The 18,847-nt window shown below is 52.0% G+C and carries 17 protein-coding genes; 9 read left to right on the top strand and 8 right to left on the bottom strand.

Annotated features, from left to right (window positions below):
• The first annotated feature begins 68 nt into the window (after nucleotides 1-68).
• The 3 genes from HMPREF3119_RS12660 to HMPREF3119_RS12650 all read left to right on the top strand — a co-directional run bounded on the left by HMPREF3119_RS12660 (nucleotide 69) and on the right by HMPREF3119_RS12650 (nucleotide 3,527).
• Nucleotides 69-956: a KPN_02809 family neutral zinc metallopeptidase gene (locus HMPREF3119_RS12660; protein ID WP_004235308.1), complete on the top strand. Its 888-nt coding sequence runs from the start codon at nucleotides 69-71 to the stop codon at nucleotides 954-956.
• Between the two features lie 103 nt (nucleotides 957-1,059).
• On the top strand, nucleotides 1,060-1,512 hold the full coding sequence (locus HMPREF3119_RS12655) for a DUF441 domain-containing protein (RefSeq protein ID WP_004239954.1): 453 nt from the start codon (nucleotides 1,060-1,062) through the stop codon (nucleotides 1,510-1,512).
• Nucleotides 1,513-1,520: 8 nt separating this feature from the next.
• A complete protein-coding gene (locus tag HMPREF3119_RS12650) occupies nucleotides 1,521-3,527 on the top strand; it encodes a tRNA(Met) cytidine acetyltransferase TmcA (protein WP_062771501.1) in 2,007 nt (668 codons plus the stop codon).
• Here the strand turns inward: HMPREF3119_RS12650 and HMPREF3119_RS12645 are convergent.
• Complete coding sequence (locus HMPREF3119_RS12645) at nucleotides 3,514-3,711, bottom strand: YpfN family protein (RefSeq protein WP_004235313.1); 198 nt, start codon at nucleotides 3,709-3,711, stop codon at nucleotides 3,514-3,516. The genes HMPREF3119_RS12650 and HMPREF3119_RS12645 overlap by 14 nt on opposite strands.
• A 1,531-nt stretch (nucleotides 3,712-5,242) precedes the next feature.
• On the opposite strand from HMPREF3119_RS12645, the gene mdlC reads away from it, so the two are divergent.
• Together mdlC and HMPREF3119_RS12635 are read left to right on the top strand one after the other, a co-directional pair.
• Complete coding sequence (gene mdlC / locus HMPREF3119_RS12640) at nucleotides 5,243-6,871, top strand: benzoylformate decarboxylase (protein ID WP_062771503.1); 1,629 nt, start codon at nucleotides 5,243-5,245, stop codon at nucleotides 6,869-6,871.
• A gap of 181 nt (nucleotides 6,872-7,052) precedes the next feature.
• Nucleotides 7,053-7,469, top strand: coding sequence for a DUF454 family protein (locus HMPREF3119_RS12635; RefSeq protein WP_015422762.1), 417 nt, complete (start codon nucleotides 7,053-7,055; stop codon nucleotides 7,467-7,469).
• Here HMPREF3119_RS12635 and HMPREF3119_RS12630 read toward each other — a convergent pair.
• Genes HMPREF3119_RS12630 through HMPREF3119_RS12620 form a run of 3 tightly spaced genes read right to left on the bottom strand, consistent with a single transcriptional unit; the run spans nucleotide 7,466 to nucleotide 9,663 of the window.
• On the bottom strand, nucleotides 7,466-8,143 hold the full coding sequence (locus HMPREF3119_RS12630; protein WP_004239964.1) for a M15 family metallopeptidase: 678 nt from the start codon (nucleotides 8,141-8,143) through the stop codon (nucleotides 7,466-7,468). The genes HMPREF3119_RS12635 and HMPREF3119_RS12630 overlap by 4 nt on opposite strands.
• Nucleotides 8,140-9,270, bottom strand: a complete 1,131-nt coding sequence (gene dapE, locus HMPREF3119_RS12625; RefSeq protein ID WP_070579918.1) for a succinyl-diaminopimelate desuccinylase — start codon at nucleotides 9,268-9,270, stop codon at nucleotides 8,140-8,142. The genes HMPREF3119_RS12630 and dapE overlap by 4 nt, the downstream gene beginning before the upstream one ends.
• 15 nt (nucleotides 9,271-9,285) lie before the next feature.
• Nucleotides 9,286-9,663 carry an ArsC family reductase gene (locus HMPREF3119_RS12620; RefSeq protein ID WP_070579915.1) on the bottom strand — a complete coding sequence of 126 codons (378 nt, stop codon included), beginning with the start codon at nucleotides 9,661-9,663 and terminating at the stop codon, nucleotides 9,286-9,288.
• 162 nt (nucleotides 9,664-9,825) lie between these two features.
• Between HMPREF3119_RS12620 and HMPREF3119_RS12615 the strand changes: the two genes are divergently transcribed.
• Nucleotides 9,826-10,383: a hypothetical protein gene (locus HMPREF3119_RS12615; RefSeq protein WP_036425756.1), complete on the top strand. Its 558-nt coding sequence runs from the start codon at nucleotides 9,826-9,828 to the stop codon at nucleotides 10,381-10,383.
• 29 nt (nucleotides 10,384-10,412) lie between these two features.
• On the opposite strand, the gene HMPREF3119_RS12610 is transcribed toward HMPREF3119_RS12615, so the two are convergent.
• The gene (locus HMPREF3119_RS12610) at nucleotides 10,413-11,042 is read right to left on the bottom strand and encodes a LuxR C-terminal-related transcriptional regulator (RefSeq protein ID WP_070579909.1); all 630 of its coding nucleotides are present in this window, start codon (nucleotides 11,040-11,042) and stop codon (nucleotides 10,413-10,415) included.
• Between the two features lie 453 nt (nucleotides 11,043-11,495).
• Between HMPREF3119_RS12610 and maeB the strand changes: the two genes are divergently transcribed.
• The 3 genes from maeB to htpX all read left to right on the top strand — a co-directional run bounded on the left by maeB (nucleotide 11,496) and on the right by htpX (nucleotide 15,442).
• A complete protein-coding gene (gene maeB / locus HMPREF3119_RS12605; protein WP_004235329.1) occupies nucleotides 11,496-13,775 on the top strand; it encodes an NADP-dependent oxaloacetate-decarboxylating malate dehydrogenase in 2,280 nt (759 codons plus the stop codon).
• A 53-nt stretch (nucleotides 13,776-13,828) separates the two neighbouring features.
• Nucleotides 13,829-14,218 (top strand): VOC family protein, encoded by a 390-nt coding sequence (locus tag HMPREF3119_RS12600; protein WP_036425755.1) that lies wholly within the window; start codon nucleotides 13,829-13,831, stop codon nucleotides 14,216-14,218.
• A 342-nt stretch (nucleotides 14,219-14,560) separates the two neighbouring features.
• Entirely contained in the window at nucleotides 14,561-15,442 is an 882-nt protein-coding gene (htpX, locus tag HMPREF3119_RS12595; RefSeq protein WP_070579906.1) for a protease HtpX, read from the top strand.
• Nucleotides 15,443-15,686: 244 nt separating this feature from the next.
• Here the strand turns inward: htpX and HMPREF3119_RS12590 are convergent, their stop codons facing one another.
• The 3 genes from HMPREF3119_RS12590 to hxpB form a co-directional block, all read right to left on the bottom strand.
• Nucleotides 15,687-17,081, bottom strand: a complete 1,395-nt coding sequence (locus HMPREF3119_RS12590) for an L-cystine transporter (protein WP_004235333.1) — start codon at nucleotides 17,079-17,081, stop codon at nucleotides 15,687-15,689.
• A gap of 234 nt (nucleotides 17,082-17,315) precedes the next feature.
• A complete protein-coding gene (locus HMPREF3119_RS12585; RefSeq protein ID WP_015422761.1) occupies nucleotides 17,316-17,873 on the bottom strand; it encodes a metal-dependent hydrolase in 558 nt (185 codons plus the stop codon).
• 165 nt (nucleotides 17,874-18,038) lie between these two features.
• Entirely contained in the window at nucleotides 18,039-18,704 is a 666-nt protein-coding gene (gene hxpB / locus HMPREF3119_RS12580) for a hexitol phosphatase HxpB (protein ID WP_004235335.1), read from the bottom strand.
• Nucleotides 18,705-18,847 lie beyond the last annotated feature (143 nt).

Genomic DNA, 18,847 nt, shown 5'->3' with positions numbered 1-18,847 from the left:
TTTTCCTCACTTCATTTTCTCTGTACTATGTAGTTATCCGACTATTATCCGATAAGCAGAGAATCATCATGCGTTGGCAAGGGCGTCGCCAGAGCGACAATATTGAAGACCGCCGCAGTGCGGGGGGCAGAATTCCGGGCGGATCCGCAGGCGGGCCGCGTATTCCGCTGCCGCGCGGCAAAGCCGGACTGGTTGTGGTCGTTATCGTGGTCGTGGCCGGTTTTTACGGCATTGACCTGACCGGCCTGGTTACCGGTGACCCGGTCAATATCGGGCAGACCACCTCACAGCAGCGTCCGGCACAGAACAGTGCACAGGAGCAGAAACAGGCGGAATTTACCGGCGTGATGCTGGCGGAAACCGAAGCGGTCTGGGGACAAAAATTCGCACAGATGAACCGGCAGTACCGCGAGCCGAAACTGGTGCTGTACCGGGGCGCAACACCGACCGGTTGCGGTGCAGGGCAGGCTGTGATGGGGCCGTTTTATTGTCCGGCAGATCAGAAAGTCTATATCGACCTCTCTTTCTACGATGACATGCGCACTAAATTAGGGGCGGGCGGGGATTTCGCGCAGGGCTATGTGGTCGCTCATGAAGTGGGGCACCATGTTCAGCATCTGCTCGGTATCGATCGTCAGGTACGCGAGCGCCAGCAACGCAGCAGTCAGAAAGAGGCAAACCGCCTGTCAGTGAAAATGGAATTACAGGCTGACTGTTTTGCCGGGATCTGGGGCCATGAGATGGAAAAAGCCGGGATCCTCGAAAACGGTGATCTGGAAAATGCTCTGAATGCGGCGCAGGCCATCGGCGATGACCGTCTGCAAAAACAGAGTCAGGGACGGGTTATTCCGGACAGCTTCACACACGGAACATCCGCACAGCGTTATGAGTGGTTCAAACGCGGTTTTGACAGCGGTAATATTGCGCAATGTGACACATTTTCCGCACTGAAATAAGCCTTTCTGCCGGTTTTTCCTGCAAAACCGGCAGAGTTTGATTATCATCGTATAACGGCATACTATTGGCGGCTTTCATTCCCCCCGACACGCAGGATCTGATATGAGTAATATTGACCCGACCCTGATTATCCTCCTGGTCTTAGCCGGGCTCGGGCTTATCAGTAATAACATGACGGTAACCCTGGCTATTCTTTTTCTGCTGGCTGTGCGCATCACGCCGCTCAACGGCTATTTCCCGTTTGTGGAAAAATATGGCCTCAAGCTGGGGATCCTCATTCTGACCGTCGGTGTGATGGCACCGATTGCCAGCGGTAAAATCAGTGCCAATGACGTTTTAGGTTCCTTTCTGAACTGGAAATCCCTGCTGGCGATAGTGATCGGCATACTGGTGTCCTGGCTGGGCAGCCGGGGCGTTACACTGATGAGTAACCAGCCGTCCACGGTTGCTGGTTTGCTGGTGGGTACCATTATCGGTGTCGCACTGTTCAGAGGGGTTCCGGTCGGACCGCTGATCGCGGCGGGGATCCTGTCACTGCTTGTCGGTAAGATGTAGCGGTTCCCATGTTACCCGCACTGTTTCACGCCTGCACAGAACAGCTCCGCATACAGGGTATTCGCCGTCTGTGGGTACTGAGCGGCAGTGACGACTGGTGTGAATCCCGGTTACAGGAAATCAGAGACGCGGCGCCCGGAGACTGGCCGATCATTTCCGCTCAGCTGCCCGGCGGCACAGTGGCAGAGAAAGCCCGTCTGTTGCTGGGACAGGAGTTCCGTCACGGCGTGTTTGATGCCCGGCGCGGGCTGCACAGTGAAGCACTGGCTATGCTGGCCGGCACATTACAGGCGGGCAGTTGGCTGATCCTGCTGCTGCCGCCGGAATCACAATGGCAGACCCGGCCGGATGAGGACAGTCTGCGCTGGAATGACGGCGGACAGATGATCCCCGCGCCGCATTTCATGCGCCACTTCGCCCGTACACTTATCCATCCTGCCCATCTCTGCCGGTATGAAGACCAGCCATTTGATATGACCCTGCTGCCGCCGCAAAACGCGTGGCAGCCGCCGGATGGCACACCGACCCCTGCGCAGCAGCAGATACTGGCACAGCTCCGCCGTGCGGAAAGCGGCATTTTCTGTCTGACCGCGGCCAGAGGACGGGGCAAATCCGCCGTGGCCGGTCTGTTCCTGGCAGAATCGCCGGGCCGTCATTTATTATGTGCCCCGGCAAAAGCCACGGTCACGGTGATACAGCGCTATCTTCATGATTCACAACAAACGGAATTTATCGCCCCGGATAATTTACTGACACTGGCGGAAACGGCGGATGTCAGCACATACGGCTGGCTGGTGATCGACGAAGCGGCGATGATCCCGTTGCCGCTGCTCGCGCGTTTTACGGCGGTATTTCCCCGTGTGCTGCTGCTGACCACTGTTCAGGGTTATGAAGGCACAGGGCGGGGATTTTTACTGAAATTTTGTCACTCACTGCCGCAGTTTACCGCACTGACGCTGACGCAGCCGGTACGCTGGGCGGAGCATGACCCGGCGGAAACCTGGCTCGATAAGGCACTGTTGCTCACCGAGCCGGCAGAAAAAATCATACAGACGGGGAAGTGTGAATATCAGTCCGTAACACAGCAGGCGTTATGTGATGATCCGGATTTATTGTCCGGGTTTTACGGCCTGCTGACGGCAGCGCATTACCGGACATCCCCGCTGGATCTGCGGCGGCTGGCCGATGCGCCCGGACAGCATTTCGCGCAGTTCCGCCACCGGCAGCAGGTGACTGCGGCGCTCTGGCTGACCGACGAGGGTGGGTTACCGGCAGCACTGACACTGTCTGTCTGGGCGGGCACGCGGCGGCCACGCGGAAATCTGCTGGCACAATCGCTGGCGGCACACAGTTATTTCCCGCAGGCGGCACAACTGCGTTCACGCCGTATCAGCCGGATCGCCGTACATGCAGGCTACCGGCGCAGTGCGCTGGGACGTCAGTTATTACAGCGGGCGGCTGACGCAGCAAAAAACAGCGGTATGGATTATCTGTCCGTCAGTTTCGGCTATACCCCGGAACTGGCTGCGTTCTGGACATCCTGCGGCTTTCGTTTTGCCCGAATGGGGACACACCCGGAAGCGGGCAGCGGATGTTATACCGCAATGCTGCTGCTGCCGCTGACGCGGGCCGGACAGGCACTGGCGGATGACGCAGAACAGCAGTTTGCCCGGGATTGCACTGTTTTTTCTCAGATATGGGGATTTTCACCGGTACCGCCGGAGCAGGCGGAATCACTCAATGAATGGGAATGGCGGATGCTGGCCGGGTTTGCGTATGCCGCTAAACCACAGGCGGTGGCAGATCCTGCATTGGTACTCCTGCAAAGGGAATACCCGGCACAGACAGCGGAATTGTCACAGTTGCTGTCCGGTAAACCAGAGATACTGAAAGCTCGCCATATCAGCGGAAAAAAGGCATTACTTAGTGTGCTGAGACAGGAAACAGCAGTGATACTGCAGATACTGCGCCCGCAGTGGGCGCAGCAGACAGCAGAAGAGATCAGGACTTTTTAGATTTATTATCCGGCCAGTCATCCTCATCATCCCACTGTGCGTTATTATCACGGTGAGGCGGCAGTTCCCTGCGGTTCTGCAGATATTTTTTGTGATCCACGCGTTTGAGATCTTTAATGGCGTTCAGGATCACGCCGACAAACAGCACCAGGATGACCCACCAGTAGTCTGCTAACCAATGCATTGTTGTTACCTTTTTTTGTCTTTATTTATCAATAAATCAGAATGGATAAGTCACTATCATTCAAAATGAGTTTAAAACCATTACCCAACGGGTTGTCTCCCCGGTTAACTGAGGTGTCTTCCCCGGCTTTCACGAACTATCCGGAAACGGTTGTGGTCGTTAATTCTTTCCTGAAAGATGAAGCTATAAGGTTATCACATCCGCCATACACGGAATAACATTTCTTAATCACATCTTCCGGGGACATGCCAGGACATTCAGGCGGATATCGCCACCCTTGCCGCATATCGGGCAAGGCATAAAAATAGCACAGCGATGCACGCCACGTCAGAACCGTACGCAGCGCGACACGGTTTGGTTATCATGTTGTTTACCTGCAGATATACCTGAAAAATAACAGGTACATTGAAATTTTATTGATGCTGATTAAAATATATTTAGCGATAACAATGAGGAGTAATTTATGGAAGCTTTTGCTTTATTACCTTTGATTACAGCAACCATTCCCGGCGGTATCTTTTTTCTTCCTGTCACATTTATGTTTATTTCCGTCTGACGGACACTAAGGCAGTTATGTTCCAACTGCCTTTTCCATAAATTAATGGCGTATAATTTCACTACGGAACAATGCCCGCACCCCGGACCGGGGTAATGCTTTCTGTGCATATTCAGGAATGCCATCATACAGTTTTTGCCGGTATGTTCCCAGCATATCGGTGATACGCTTTACCTGGTTATATTTCAGGTAATTATATATTACCAACCCGCTCAGGTGGTTTTTAAATGGGTTTATTTATCAATACATTGAATCTTAAATATGACTTTTTTCATCCTGTATGACTAATGCACTATTGTTACCGCTCTTATTTATTAACATCCGGGTTAAAAGCCGATACCTGTACCGATTCCCACAGAAGCGCCTTCAGAACCTCCGGATGCACCGACACCAACCCCGGCACAGCCTGAAAGAAGAATAACGGCAATAAAGCAGAATATTTTCAGCATATGACCTCTGCACATAAACAGTCTGAATAGTTCGGATAGTATACCGGAAATAAAAAAAAAGCTCTCTGCATCCGCGGAGAGCTGAAAAAAAGCAAAATAACCAATTGGTACCACGCGGCAGACAATAACAGCTCTGAGTTAAACGGAACTGTAACGGACTAACAAACTGCCAGCATGTTATCGCGTTGTTTACTCTCAACCGGCCCCGTCAGGGGTATTACACTGACCTTTTATGATGGGGTTATCTGGTCTTACCTCTATCTTTCTGCTTTATATCAGAAATAATAATTCTGCCGGTCTGATAATCAGGAACAGGGCCATAAAGCCGCAGTTTGATCTTTATTTTCCGCTGTAATAGAGTCCGGAATATCGGAATTTTTCACTGTTCTGTTAATTTATATTTACGATGTTTATCATTGTTATTTAAGTGAAAATTATCGTCAGACAGATAAAGTGGTCAGCATGCTTTTTCCATTCGCCGGTATATCCGGTATCAGCAGAATAATGATTTCACAGGAGCATTACGATGGGAAAAACAATCCGTCAGGTGACATTTGAATTACTCCGGCAACTGAATATCACGACTGTTTTTGGTAATCCCGGCTCGACAGAAGAAACTTTCCTGAAAAACTTTCCGGCAGATTTCCGTTATATCCAGACACTGCATGAATCGTCTGCGGTCGCCGCTGCGGATGGTTATGCGCAATCCACCCGTAATGTTGCACTGGTCAATGTGCATACCTCCGCCGGGCTGAGTAACGCGATGAGTAATATTCTTACCGCGTATATGAACCGCACGCCGCTGATTATTACCGCCGGTAACCAGACCCGCAACATGCTGCTGATAGAGCCGTGGCTGACCAATATTAAGCCGGAAACACTGCCGGAGCCGTGGGTGAAATGGAGTTATCAGCCGGTGAGGGCGGAAGATGTTCCGGCGGCCTTTATGCGGGCGTATGCGATGGCACTGCAACCGCCGGCAGGCCCGGTATTTTTATCGATCCCGCTGGATGACTGGGATAAACCGGCTGAAGCGGATGCGGCGGTTGTCCGCAGCGTGTCTCACCGTATCAGTGCCGACCCGGTGCGGATGCGGGAGTTTGCGCAGAGTGTGTCAGGGGCGAAAAATCCGGTACTGATTTACGGCTCATCCCTTGCGCGGGGGGAGGGCTGGGAGGCAGGGATCCGGCTGGCGGAAAAACTGAATATCCCGGTGTATTCGGCACCAGCTTCCGAGCGCCCGCCGTTCCCGGAATCTCATCCGCTGTATGCAGGCGGCCTGCCGTTTGCCATGAAACCACTCTCGGACAAACTCGCCGGGCATGATGTGGCGCTGATCATCGGTGCGCCGGTCTTCCGCTATTACCCGTATGTGGCCGGTGACTATATCCCGCCGGGACTCCGGTTGCTGCATATCACGGATGATCCGCAGGAAGCCGGTCGGGCGCCGGTCGGAGACAGCCTGTTATGTGATGCGGTACTGGCGGTTGAGCAGTTAACTGAGCTGGTGAGTGCACGACCGGCACTGGCAACTGCCGTCAGTAAACAACCGCACGGTATGGCGCCGCATCCCGCCGCGCCGGAAGCTGCGTCAGACGGGCTACTGAGTGCTTCACAGCTGTTCCGCGCGGTCAGAAGTGCGATGCCGGAAGAAACGATTCTGACCGAGGAATCCCCCTCTAACCTCGGCGAACTGCATGCTGCCTGGCCGGTGGATAAACCGGACTCATTTTACACCTTTGCCAGCGGTTCACTCGGCTGGACATTACCGGCCAGCGCCGGGATTGCCCTCGGTGAACGGGACAGCGGGCGTAACCGGCCGGTGGCGGCGATTATCGGTGACGGCTCCATGCAGTACTCTGTGCAGGGATTATGGACTGCCGCACAGCATCAGTTACCGATCCTGTTTGTCATTCCGGAAAACAGGCAGTACGGCATTCTGAAATCTTTCGCAGTGCTGGAAGATACGCCGGGGGTGCCGGGTCTGGATATTCCGGGGCTGGATATTGCGGCTCTTGCCACCGGTTACGGCTGCACCGCAGTCCGGGCAGAAACAGAGGCTGAGGTAATTGCGGCCTGCAAAGCGGCATTACAGCGCAAGGGGCCGACAGTGCTCGTTGTGCCGATCCGGCCGTCAGTACCGCCACTGATGTGATATCAGTATCAATCATTTGATTTTCTGCCGGTAATAATACTGAAAGCAACCTGAGCGGCTCTCTGTGCGGAACAGAGAGCCGTTTTGTCAGTGGATTATCATTTGTGATCACAAGCCGGTTGAATAAGGTGTTACACAACGATAACATTGAGTTGCATTCTCATTACCGGAGACTCAGGACGTGAAGCCGTTCACCCGCATACTGCTGCTGTTATCAGGCTGGATTGCCGTCATACTGGCAACCCTCGGGGTTGTGCTGCCGGTATTGCCGACGACGCCGTTCCTGCTGCTGGCTGCGTGGTGTTTCTCCCGTTCATCTCCCCGGTTCCATCACTGGCTGCTGTACCGTTCCTGGTTCGGCGGGTATATCCGCCACTGGCAGACACACAAAGGCCTGCCGCGCAAGGCAAAACGGCGTGCAGTAATCGTGATCCTGCTGACGTTTGCGGTGTCGCTCTGGCTGGTGAAACTGATTTATATCCGGCTGTTACTGCTGTGTATTCTGGTCTGGCTGCTGATCTTTATGCTGCGCCTGCCGGAAACAGATGAAATGACGCCGGAGAATACCCCGGCGTCAGAGGAGAAATCACCGGATTAATCGCTTTCCGGTAATGTGACATATTGCTGATAAATTGCGTCAAGATTAGCCAGTAACCATGTTTTACCGGCGATGTCCTGTGTTTTCAGTACTCTTTCAAGCGTTTCCGGGGTGTAAAGCTGCTCCGCTTCATAAGAGAGCGGCCAGTAGCTGATATGCCACGGTTCATAAGCCACACCACCGGTCTGACGCTGTGTGAACGGCAGATAAAAATCAAACTGTGCCATATTATCCGCCAGCCAGGCGGAAAGGGCGGCAAAATAGCCGCCTTCCTCGTATTCCCGGGGCTCAAGCTGAAGAGCAATATCAGCAGGCAGACGGAACGGATCGTAATAATCGACCTCTGTTCCCCAGTGATGACGGCTGGCACCCGGAATGGCAGACCAGCGCAGAATCGCCTGACAGCGCTCCGCCTCTGACAGCCCTGAGACATCCAGCGGGCGGTTTTCTGCGTCATTCACAGTGCGGACCCCGGCAAATTTTTCATTCCAGATAATCTGCTGACGGGAAAAATCGCGGAAGGAGCTGGCGGGCATCAGTTTAAATCCGGCGGTTGCCGCCGCTTTCTGCATGGCAAGAAACGCTTTGGTGGCATTAAATTGCAGGTGATGATTACCGGCAAAATTAATGACATGATCACGGGTCTGCCCGGTCAGCATTTCAAAGGTCATCATAGCAGTATCTGCTCCATAATCCGTTGATAGATACGGCTGAGTTGCTGCAAATCAGCGGCGCTGACGCATTCATTCACTTTATGAATGGTGGCGTTGATCGGACCCAGCTCCACAACCTGTGTGCCCATCCGCGCAATAAAGCGTCCGTCAGAGGTTCCGCCGCTGGTGGAGAGCTCTGGTGTCAGATTACAGTACTGACCGATAGCACGGCAGACTGCACCGGTCAGCAGGCCTTCCGGGGTCAGGAACGGGTGTCCGGACAATGACCAGTGAATGGTGTGTTTCAGCTGATGTTTTTCCAGCAGCGCGGCAATCCGCGCTTTCAGTGATTCAGCGGTGGATTCGGTGCTGAAACGGAAATTGAACTGAATAAACAGATCACCGGGAATGATGTTGTTACTGCCGGTACCGGCACGGATATTGGCTATCTGCATGCTGGTCGGCGGGAAAAACTGATTGCCGTTGTCCCAGTGTTCAGCCACCAGCTCCTGTATAAACGGCGCGGCGCGGTGAACCGGGTTATCAGCCAGATGCGGATAGGCGACATGGCCCTGGGTGCCGTGAATCGTCAGGTTTGCGGTAACGGAACCCCGGCGGCCGTTTTTAATCATATCCCCTAATTGGGACTGGCTTGACGGCTCACCGACCAGGCAATATTCCACCTTTTCATGGCGCGCCATCAGCGTTTCCACCACTTTCACGGTGCCGTTGACGGCTGACGCTTCTTCATCTGAAGTGATAAGAAAAGCAAGGCGTCCCGGATAGTCCGGATAACGTTCAGTAAAACGCTCGGCAGCAACAATCATGGCTGCCAGCGAACCTTTCATATCGGCAGCACCGCGCCCGTACAGCATGCCGTCAATCAGTGCCGGTTCAAACGGCGGGGTGCGCCAGTGGCTGAGGTCACCCGGCGGAACGACATCGGTGTGACCGGCAAAGGCCAGTGTTGTGCCGCTGCCGCCCCGGTATGCCCAGAAATTCTGTGTGTCGCCGAAAGGCATGTATTCGACGGTAAACCCGGCGGCAATCAGGCGTTCAGCCATCAGTGCCTGGCAGCCTTTATCATCCGGGCTGACAGATTCCCGGCTGATAAGCTGTTTTGCCAGTTCTGTTACAGGACAATGCATGGTGTTTCCTTTGTATCAGGCAGGAAGACTGAAAAACTGCTGATAATCATCAGCTTTAAAACCAAGGTGATAACGGCCGTCCGCAGAGATCAGCACCGGGCGTTTGATCAGCGCCGGTTTTTCTGACATCAGACGGATGGCGGACTGCGCATCTGTCACCGCATCCTGCTCTGTTTTATCCAGCTGACGCCAGGTGGTGCCGCGTTTGTTGAGCAGCAGTGTCCAGTCAATATGACGGGCAAATTCACTGAGCAGTTCTGTATCTGCGCCATCCTGCCGGTAATCATGAAACTCATACGCTATCTGATGAGCATCCAGCCATGCCCGGGCTTTTTTCATCGTGTCGCAGTTTTTAATCCCGAAAATCCGGCAGACGGAGGTTGTATTTTTCATCTTTTATCCTTTGTCGTGAACACGAAAAATAGCATAATGCGGGAATTTGATGCAGTTATCCAGAATCTTACGTGCAGAGAGTATTCGATAAATGCAAAAAAGTGGGGTAGCATTACGCCATAACCATGACAAAAACATCCGGAAGATGTTGAGACAGGATCGATGAAAGAGTACTTAGCCGGAAGCACGCTGTTATTTGCCAGCTTTACCCTCGCGGGACAAACGGACGTGTATCTGAATGAACTTCAGCTCAAATTTACGGAAAACAGCGAACTGTGCCTGGATGAACACAAATGGCCGCAGTTCAGCTCAAGTCAGTCAGAGCCATGGATGATTTCACGGCTGAATGCGCTGGCTTCCGTCGGTTTTATCAGTGCGACTATTGAATCGTCCGGTGTGGAATATCAGCTGACGGACAAAGGTAAAGACGCCTGGCAGGCGCACGAGGATTTTTGTTACGGCGCACTGCGTATCAGTAAAATTAAGGCGATAGAGCCGCAGGGCAACGGCATCAGTACCGTGTACTTTTACTATGGTGTGACCGGTATGCCGGACTGGGCACGGGATAAAAATATCCGCTACGCCTACAGTGAAGTGGATACGATCCTCCGGGGGATGAATAAAGAGGTGATCCAGGTGGATGTCCGTGAAAATCCGGACGGCACACTTGAACTGCTCAATTACCCGACACCGGCGAGTATCGACGAAGAAAGCGAGTAACCCCCGGACAGCCATCCCGGGGATCCCTCTCAGCGGGGCAGCCGGTATTTCAGATAGAGCAGGCTGGCGGCGAGCCGTGTGGAGACATTCAGCTTTTTCAGTATATTGCGGATATGAACTTTCACTGTCTCTTCCGAAATAAACAGCGCCCGTGCAATTTCCTTATTTTTCATCCCGCAGGCCAGTTCTTTGAGAACATCGGCTTCCCGTTGTGTCAGGTAACTGACCGGATCGTGATAGTGTTCACGTTCCTGCAAAATTTTATAAATCGCCTCACTGAAAATCTTTTTTCCTTTAAACGCATTTTCAATCTGACTTAATAAATAATCAACATCGCAATTTTTTAATAAATAACCATCAGCTCCGGCATCAATAGCAGCGTATATATCATTCCGTTCCCGTGATTGTGAAAACACCAGGATATAACTGGATATTTTTTTGTGGCGTAATTTTTTAATAAAATCAATACCGGAAAAAGCACGGACATTGATATCCAATATAATCATTCTGGGGGTATGCTGATGGATATGGCTGAACAGACCATTGTTATCAGTAAATTCCGGCATGATGGTTAACGCATAATCCGGCTGTAAAAGCATTTTAAAACCATAACGTAACAACGGATGGTCATCAATAACCATAATAGTGTGATGAGGCATAGAGTTCTCCCTTGCCGGGTGTACGGTATGAGATGATATTAATTAAAACGATTTAATTGATATATTAATTATTAAAATACAAAATATACCATAATCGCCAGGACAATTAATTTTTACGCAAAAGTGTTATATGTGCAAATAACAAAGTATTTAAAAATAATAATGTCCCTAATAACATGAAGCATATTATAGGGATGAAGTTCATGGTTTAAGACAGGAAGATATAATTGGCGGTATAGCCGGAGAAGGCCGCTATTATCAGATAACCAATAAGAGATATGTTGTTTTTTTCAACAGGTTCAGCACATTAACTACATGAATATTACACTTTTTTCACTATTCCGCTATTTATCAGTATACTGATTATGTAGCGCTGAATAACGTGACCGGCGGCAGAGCTTACACCGCCGGTCCGCCCTGACCCTGTTATTAACGCCTGTAAAGGATCCTGAAATGGACGAACAATTAAAACAAAGTGCCCTTGAGTTTCATCAGTTTCCCTCTCCCGGTAAAATTACCGTCACCCCGACCAAACCGCTGACCACCCAGCGTGATCTGGCTCTGGCCTATTCGCCGGGGGTTGCGGCTCCCTGCCTCGAAATCGCGGATGACCCGCTGGCAGCTTATAAATATACCGCCAAAGGCAACCTGGTCGCGGTAATCTCCAACGGTACGGCGGTGCTCGGCCTCGGTAATATCGGGGCGCTGGCCGGTAAGCCGGTGATGGAAGGAAAAGGGGTTTTATTTAAAAAATTCTCCGGTGTGGATGTCTTTGATATTGAAGTCAATGAGACCGACCCGGACAAACTGGTGGATATTATTGCCTCTCTGGAGCCGACATTCGGCGGCATCAACCTGGAAGATATCAAAGCACCGGAATGTTTCTATATTGAAAAGAAACTGCGCGAACGCATGAAAATCCCGGTCTTCCATGATGACCAGCACGGTACCGCGATTATCAGTACTGCAGCTGTACTCAACGGACTGCGTATCGTCAATAAAGCGATCGGCGATGTCCGGCTGGTGGTCTCCGGTGCGGGAGCTGCCTCTGTTGCCTGTATGAACCTGATGGTGCTGCTGGGCCTGAAACGCGACAATATTATTGTCTGTGACTCGAAAGGGGTTATCTACAAAGGCCGTGAAGCCAATATGGCGGAAACCAAAGCGGCGTATGCTATTGATGATAACGGCATGCGGACACTCGCGGATGCGATGCCGGGCGCGGATATTTTCCTCGGCTGTTCCGGCCCGGGCGTGCTGACACCGGAGATGGTCAAAGGTATGGCGCGTGACCCGCTGATCCTGGCACTGGCTAACCCGGAACCGGAAATTCTGCCGCCGCTGGCACTGGCCGTCCGTCCGGATGCCATTATCTGTACCGGGCGCTCGGATTATCCGAACCAGGTCAATAACGTGCTTTGCTTCCCGTTTATTTTCCGTGGTGCGCTGGATGTCGGCGCAACAGCGATTAATGAAGAGATGAAACTGGCCTGTGTGAAAGCGATTGCCGATCTGGCGCTGGCGGAGCAGAGCGAGCAGGTTGCCTCCGCTTACGGTGGTCAGGAATTATCTTTCGGCCGTGAATATATTATCCCGAAACCGTTTGATCCGCGTCTTATCCTGAAAATCGCCCCGGCTGTGGCAAAAGCGGCGATGGAAACCGGTGTGGCGACGCGCCCGATTGAGGACTTCAGTGTCTATCTGGAACACCTCAATGAGTTTGTCTACAAAACCACCCTGTTTATGAAGCCGATTTTCTCCATGGCACGTAAAGATCGCAAACGTATCGTGCTGGCCGAAGGGGAAGAGCCGCGCATGCTGCATGCGACACAGGAACTGGTCAGCATGGGGCTGGCGTATCCGATCCTGATTGGCCGCCCGGATGTGATTGAAATGCGAATCAAAAAGCTGGGACTGCAGATTGTGCCGGATCAGGATTTTGAAATCGTTAACAATGAAAGTGACCCGCGTTTTGCTGAATACTGGCAGGAATATTATCAGCTGATGAAGCGCAAGGGCGTGACTCAGGAACAGGCCCGCCGTGCCATTATCACTAACCCGACCAGTATCGGTGCCATCATGGTGCACCGTGGTGAGGCGGACGGTATGATCTGCGGGGTGGTCGGGGATTATCACGATCACTACCGGATTGTGGAAAATGTGTTTGGTTTCCACGAAGGCGTGCACACGGCGGGGGCAATGAATGCGCTCAGTCTGCCGACCGGTAACACTTTTATCGCCGATACCTATGTGCATGATGAGCCGACTGCCGAACAACTGGCGGAGATCACCCTGATGGCCGCCGCAGCGGTGCGCCGGTTCGGTATCGAGCCGAAAGTGGCGCTGTTATCCCGCTCCAGCTTCGGCTCGTGTCCGTCGCCGTCCGCAGAGAAAATGCGTGATACCCTGGCGCTGATCCGTGAACGGGAACCGTCACTGGAAATTGACGGGGAAATGCATGGCGATGCGGCGCTGGTGGAAGCTATCCGCCGTGATCTGATGCCGGACAGCCCGCTGAAAGGCGCGGCAAATCTGCTGATTATGCCGAACGGGGAAGCCGCCCGTATCAGTTATAACCTGCTGCGTGTGACCACCTCGGAAGGGGTGACGGTCGGTCCTGTGCTGATGGGGATTAACAAGCCGGTGCATATTCTGACGTCTATCTCCTCCGTGCGGCGTATCGTCAACATGGTGGCACTGGCAGCGGTGGAAGCGCAGACTCAGCCTCTGTAAAACAAAGCGTGTTAATCAAACGCCCCGGCAACGGGGCGTTATACAGGAAAGATATGCTGAAGATTGAAAAAGTGGATCATATCGCCGTGATTGCTTCTGACCTCACGGCCAGTCTGGCGTTTTATTGTGATGTGCTGGGATTAACCGTGCTCAGTGAACACTACCGTGCGGAACGGGATTCTTACAAAGTGGAGCTGGCACTTAACGGAGAGTATCTGCTGGAGCTTTTTACCTTTCCGGCAAGTCCGCCCCGGGTATCACAGCCGGAAGCTTGTGGTCTGCGTCATCTGGCATTTGCAGTGCAGGATCTGACCGCATGGGAAACACACCTGAAACAATGCGGTGTCCGTTGTGACAGCATCCGCACGGATGAATTTACCGGCAAATCATTTTTCTTCTGTTTTGACCCGGATAATCTGCCGGTGGAGTTTTATGCCCGCTGACGGATAAAAAAAAGCCAGCGCGATGGCTGGCTGAGAAACTTCGAAATACTGGAAGCAATGTGAGCAATGTCGTTTGCCAATACCTTAGTAATTTACTCAGGTACCGACAACGAGAATGATAATTTTTACCATTTAAAAAGTAAAGTATTTTTTTAATAAAAAACGCTGATTATCTGCACAGTAAACCAAACCGCACAAAACAGCAAAAGGTCACTTTATTAAAATTAAGTGTAAAGTTGTTTAATAATTAAAGTTATTCGGTTAAAAAGCCTTGAAATATGGCAAAATGCCCCTATTTTCTGAGGCATATGATGGGCACACTATTTAAAGGATCATACTGATATGATGCGAATTGCATTATTTTTACTCACAAACCTGGCCGTAATGGTTGTCTTCGGCATTATTCTGTCGCTGACCGGCGTTCAGAGTCAAAGTGTGACCGGACTGATGATTATGGCAGGGTTATTTGGTTTCGGCGGCGCATTTGTGTCTCTTCTGATGTCAAAATGGATGGCACTGCGCTCTGTCGGCGGGCAGGTGATCACCAATCCGTCCACTCAAACGGAGCGCTGGCTGGTGGAGACGGTACGCCGTCAGGCACAGCAGGCCGGTATCGGCTTGCCGGAAGTGGCGATCTACCACGCGCCGGATATTAACGCCTTTGCAACCGGCGCACGCCGTGATGCGTCACTGGTGGCGGTCAGCTCCGGGTTACTGGAAAACATGAGCCGCGATGAGGCGGAGGCGGTTATCGCCCATGAAATCAGCCATATCGCGAATGGTGACATGGTGACCATGACGCTGTTACAGGGCGTGGTAAACACCTTTGTTATCTTTATTTCCCGTATTCTGGCACAACTGGCGGCAGGTTTTATGTCAAACAACAATGACGAAAACGCCGGCAGTCAGGGCAACCCGATGATTTATTTCGCGGTATCGATGGTACTGGAAATTGTGTTCGGTATTCTGGCCAGCATTATCACCATGTGGTTCTCACGCCGCCGTGAATTCTATGCGGATGCGGGCTCTGCAAAACTGGTGGGCCGCGAGAAGATGATCGCCGCACTGCAACGTCTGAAAACCAGTTACGAACCGCAGGAAGAGGGCAGCATGATGGCGTTTTGCATCAACGGCCGCAATAAATCATTCAGCGAACTGTTTTTATCACACCCGCCGCTGGATAAGCGTATTGAAGCACTGCGCAGCGGTGAGTTTCTGAATTAATCACTACATACTGATAAAAAGGCCGTAACGCCTGGCGTTACGGCCTTTTTTATGCCTGTCTGCGGAGCAGCAATAATGCAGAAGGCAGCATCCGAAAACATAACGTGACAGGCGGATCCGATGATTAACCCGGCGGTGTGACGCGGGGGAAGTCTGCAGGAGCCATGGTGATATCAATAAAAAGCCCGTATTCATATCCTGAATACGGGCTTTCTGTTATCTGATGATAATCAGCGGCGGGATATTATCCCTGCTGTAAATCTTCGTCGTTATCATTATTAAACAGGGTTTTGTCTGTTTGGCCCAGGATCTGGCTGGTGACTGTCCCGGCAGTCATAGAACCACTGACGTTCAGGGCGGTACGGCCCATATCAATCAGCGGCTCGACAGAGATCAGCAGCGCGACCAGAGTGACCGGCAGACCCATTGCAGGCAGAACAATCAGTGCCGCGAAGGTGGCACCGCCGCCGACACCGGCAACACCGGCTGAACTGACGGTGACGATACCGACGAGTGTGGCAATCCACAGCGGGTCAAACGGGTTGATACCCATGGTCGGGGCAACCATCACCGCCAGCATGGCCGGGTAAATCCCCGCACAGCCGTTCTGACCGATGGTGGTACCGAAGGAAGCTGCGAACCCGGCAATAGAATCAGGAATACCGATACGGCGGGTTTGTGCTTCCACACTCAGCGGAATACTGGCCGCACTTGAACGGCTGGTAAAGGCGAAAGTCAGTACCGGCGCGATTTTACGGAAGAAACGCAGCGGATTGATACCGGCAGCGCCGACAATCAGGCCGTGAACGACGAACATCAGCAGGATCGCAATATAAGAAGCAACGACGAAAGTCCCTAATTTAATGATGTCCTGAATGTTTGAACCGGCAACCACTTTGGTCATCAGAGCAAATACGCCGTACGGGGTAAAGCGCATCACCAGACGCACCAGTTTCATCACCCACGCCTGCAGGATATCAATCGCGCTGAGCACTTTGGCACCGCGCTCTTCGTTGTCTTTAATCAGCTGAAGTGCAGCCACACCCATAAAGGCGGCAAAAATCACCACGCTGATGATGGAGGTCGGGTTAGCACCGGTCAGGTCAGCAAACGGGTTTTTCGGAATAAAGGACAGGATCAGCTGCGGCACGGTCAGGTCAGACACTTTGCCTGCATACTGGGATTCCAGCTGGGTCAGGCGTGCGGTTTCTTTCACACCCTGAATCAGACCATCTGCGGTTAAGCCGAAAGCGAGGGTGATCAGAATACCGATTAAGGCGGCAATTGCTGTGGTGATCAGCAGGGTGCCGATCGTCAGCACGCTGATTTTACCCAGCGATGATGCCTGATGCAGACGGGCAACCGCGCTGAGAATAGACGCGAAGACCAGCGGCATAATCACCATCTGTAACAGCTTCACATAGCCGTTACCGACGATATCAAACCACGGCAGCGCCTGTTTTACTGCGTCATGCTCCGTACCGTAGAATGCATTCAGCCCGAGGCCGAACAGAACACCGATCACCAGACCGGTGAGTACCTTTTTGGACAGACTCCAGTCCTTATTACTGCTGAGCTTCATCAGCACCAGCAGCAGAATAACGAATATGGCGAGATTGCTGATTAATGGAAAGTTCATCCCGGTCTCCGATACCTGTTGGTATGTTGTTATAGTGTGTTGACTAAATCGCATACAGTTATGCAGATGCTAAAACTGTAAAGGATGCGTTATAGATTAACAGGAGTTTTCTGCAGTACTTATAATTAATCTGCATTATTTATAGCTATATTGTAGATCACAGTGGTTGATTTAGCCTGAATCGTCATTAAACGGATGTTTTTCTATAGCTGATGGTTATATAAAACGGATTATTTATAGCCTGGCCGATATCTGAGCCAGTATCAGTTCCCGGACATGATCCCACCAGACCTCCCAGTGAGCAGGCAGATAGAACGAGGCCACCAGTACAACCAGCGCCACACTGCGTTCCGCCCGTTTATTGGCTTTGCTGCCCAGCAGCGGGATGCAGAAACGCCAGCGTACCGGCCATAACAGCGGGATCCCGGCGGTCGTCAGCATATCCCCGGCCAGGTGGCTGAGATACCCGACAATCACGGCCTGATAAAAATCCGCCGGAACAGACCAGCTGACCGGCAGTTGTGTGCGGAACAGAATAACGCCGGTCAGAATTGCCAGCAGACTGTGGGTGAAACCCCGGTGGCCGCACAGGCGGGAGATTGGCACTGAAATAAAGCGAACCCACTGACCCAGCATGGATTTAGGATGATCGATATCCGGCAGCAGAGCACCGGCGAGGGCGCCGGGGATCAGGTGCAGCCAGTCCCCCTGACTGATATCAGGCGAAATCTGAAGCTGATGAACCATCACTACAGAAGCGACAGAGAAAAGCAGGTGACCCTCAGCTGTCATGATACCGGGTAAATACTCAGGTGTTTATTTATACAGTGTTACAGTATAAAGTCTTTTATGACGCCCGGCCAGAGGGTAAGAAAGAAAAAGGCTTATTTATTAATGAATAACTCCGGAATATTTCACTAACGGAGCAGGGCGGGATATTTCCCGCCACAAAAATAATCAGCGGACCATAGCCGCAGTCAGTTCGCTGAGCGATGACAGGCGGTAATCTGCCAGTGACCAGCGCGGGTCGGCGGCCATTTCAGCGGACGGAACCACAATGGAGCGCATGCGGGCGGCTTTACAGGCAATCATACCGTTAACGGAATCTTCCAGCGCCACGCACTGCACCGGCGGAACACCCAGTGCTTCAGCGGCATTCAGATAAACCTGCGGATGCGGCTTGCTGTAGGGCAGATCACCGGCAGACACCACCGCATCAAAATAATGGCGGATATTAAACATCTCCAGCACAGATTCCAGCATATAGAGCGGCGAAGCGGAGGCCAGGGCGATTTTCAGTCCCTGTGACTGACACAGAGACAGCGCATGTTCCACACCGGGCAGAAGCGGACGCTCTTTTTCCACCATGGCAATTGTGGAATCAATAATCCGCTGAATGACCTCTTCTTTAGAGGGAGTCTGCCACGGCGAAACCTGATACCACAGCTCCACGACCTGGTCGATACGCAGACCCAGCAAATCGGGCAGCTTATCCCGCAGTGACATATCCAGGCCGATGCTGCTGAAAACCTGATTTTCGCTCTGAAGCCAGAATGGCTCGGAGTCAATCAGTAAACCATCCATATCAAAAACAGCGGCCTGTACCGGTAAGGTGTGGGACATAGTGTAGCTCCTGAGATCCTGCAATGAATTAAAACATTCTCTGATTGTAACAAGCCGGGGCAGAGAGTTCATTAAGTGACTTAATAATTTACGGGGTAAAAAAGTCCGGAATAATGATAATGATCTTCTCCTGATTTCTGCGC

The organism is Morganella sp. HMSC11D09, assembly GCF_001807955.1.
Taxonomy (GTDB): Bacteria; Pseudomonadota; Gammaproteobacteria; order Enterobacterales; family Enterobacteriaceae; genus Morganella; species Morganella morganii.
Note: the sequence above shows the minus strand (reverse complement) of the source record. Positions and strands in the feature narration are given on the sequence as shown.

What these genes read in the sequence shown, in the direction of transcription:
- dapE (WP_070579918.1), bottom strand. Translation starts at nt 9,270, where the DNA reads ATGCATTGTCCTGTAACAGAACTGGCAAAACAGCTTATCAGCCGGGAA.
- HMPREF3119_RS12615 (WP_036425756.1), top strand. Translation starts at nt 9,826, where the DNA reads ATGAAAGAGTACTTAGCCGGAAGCACGCTGTTATTTGCCAGCTTTACC.
- HMPREF3119_RS12590 (WP_004235333.1), bottom strand. Translation starts at nt 17,081, where the DNA reads ATGAACTTTCCATTAATCAGCAATCTCGCCATATTCGTTATTCTGCTG.
- HMPREF3119_RS12620 (WP_070579915.1), bottom strand. Translation starts at nt 9,663, where the DNA reads ATGAAAAATACAACCTCCGTCTGCCGGATTTTCGGGATTAAAAACTGC.
- maeB (WP_004235329.1), top strand. Translation starts at nt 11,496, where the DNA reads ATGGACGAACAATTAAAACAAAGTGCCCTTGAGTTTCATCAGTTTCCC.
- HMPREF3119_RS12600 (WP_036425755.1), top strand. Translation starts at nt 13,829, where the DNA reads ATGCTGAAGATTGAAAAAGTGGATCATATCGCCGTGATTGCTTCTGAC.
- HMPREF3119_RS12610 (WP_070579909.1), bottom strand. Translation starts at nt 11,042, where the DNA reads ATGCCTCATCACACTATTATGGTTATTGATGACCATCCGTTGTTACGT.
- HMPREF3119_RS12630 (WP_004239964.1), bottom strand. Translation starts at nt 8,143, where the DNA reads ATGATGACCTTTGAAATGCTGACCGGGCAGACCCGTGATCATGTCATT.
- hxpB (WP_004235335.1), bottom strand. Translation starts at nt 18,704, where the DNA reads ATGTCCCACACCTTACCGGTACAGGCCGCTGTTTTTGATATGGATGGT.
- HMPREF3119_RS12650 (WP_062771501.1), top strand. Translation starts at nt 1,521, where the DNA reads ATGTTACCCGCACTGTTTCACGCCTGCACAGAACAGCTCCGCATACAG.
- HMPREF3119_RS12655 (WP_004239954.1), top strand. Translation starts at nt 1,060, where the DNA reads ATGAGTAATATTGACCCGACCCTGATTATCCTCCTGGTCTTAGCCGGG.
- HMPREF3119_RS12585 (WP_015422761.1), bottom strand. Translation starts at nt 17,873, where the DNA reads ATGACAGCTGAGGGTCACCTGCTTTTCTCTGTCGCTTCTGTAGTGATG.
- htpX (WP_070579906.1), top strand. Translation starts at nt 14,561, where the DNA reads ATGATGCGAATTGCATTATTTTTACTCACAAACCTGGCCGTAATGGTT.
- HMPREF3119_RS12645 (WP_004235313.1), bottom strand. Translation starts at nt 3,711, where the DNA reads ATGCATTGGTTAGCAGACTACTGGTGGGTCATCCTGGTGCTGTTTGTC.
- mdlC (WP_062771503.1), top strand. Translation starts at nt 5,243, where the DNA reads ATGGGAAAAACAATCCGTCAGGTGACATTTGAATTACTCCGGCAACTG.
- HMPREF3119_RS12660 (WP_004235308.1), top strand. Translation starts at nt 69, where the DNA reads ATGCGTTGGCAAGGGCGTCGCCAGAGCGACAATATTGAAGACCGCCGC.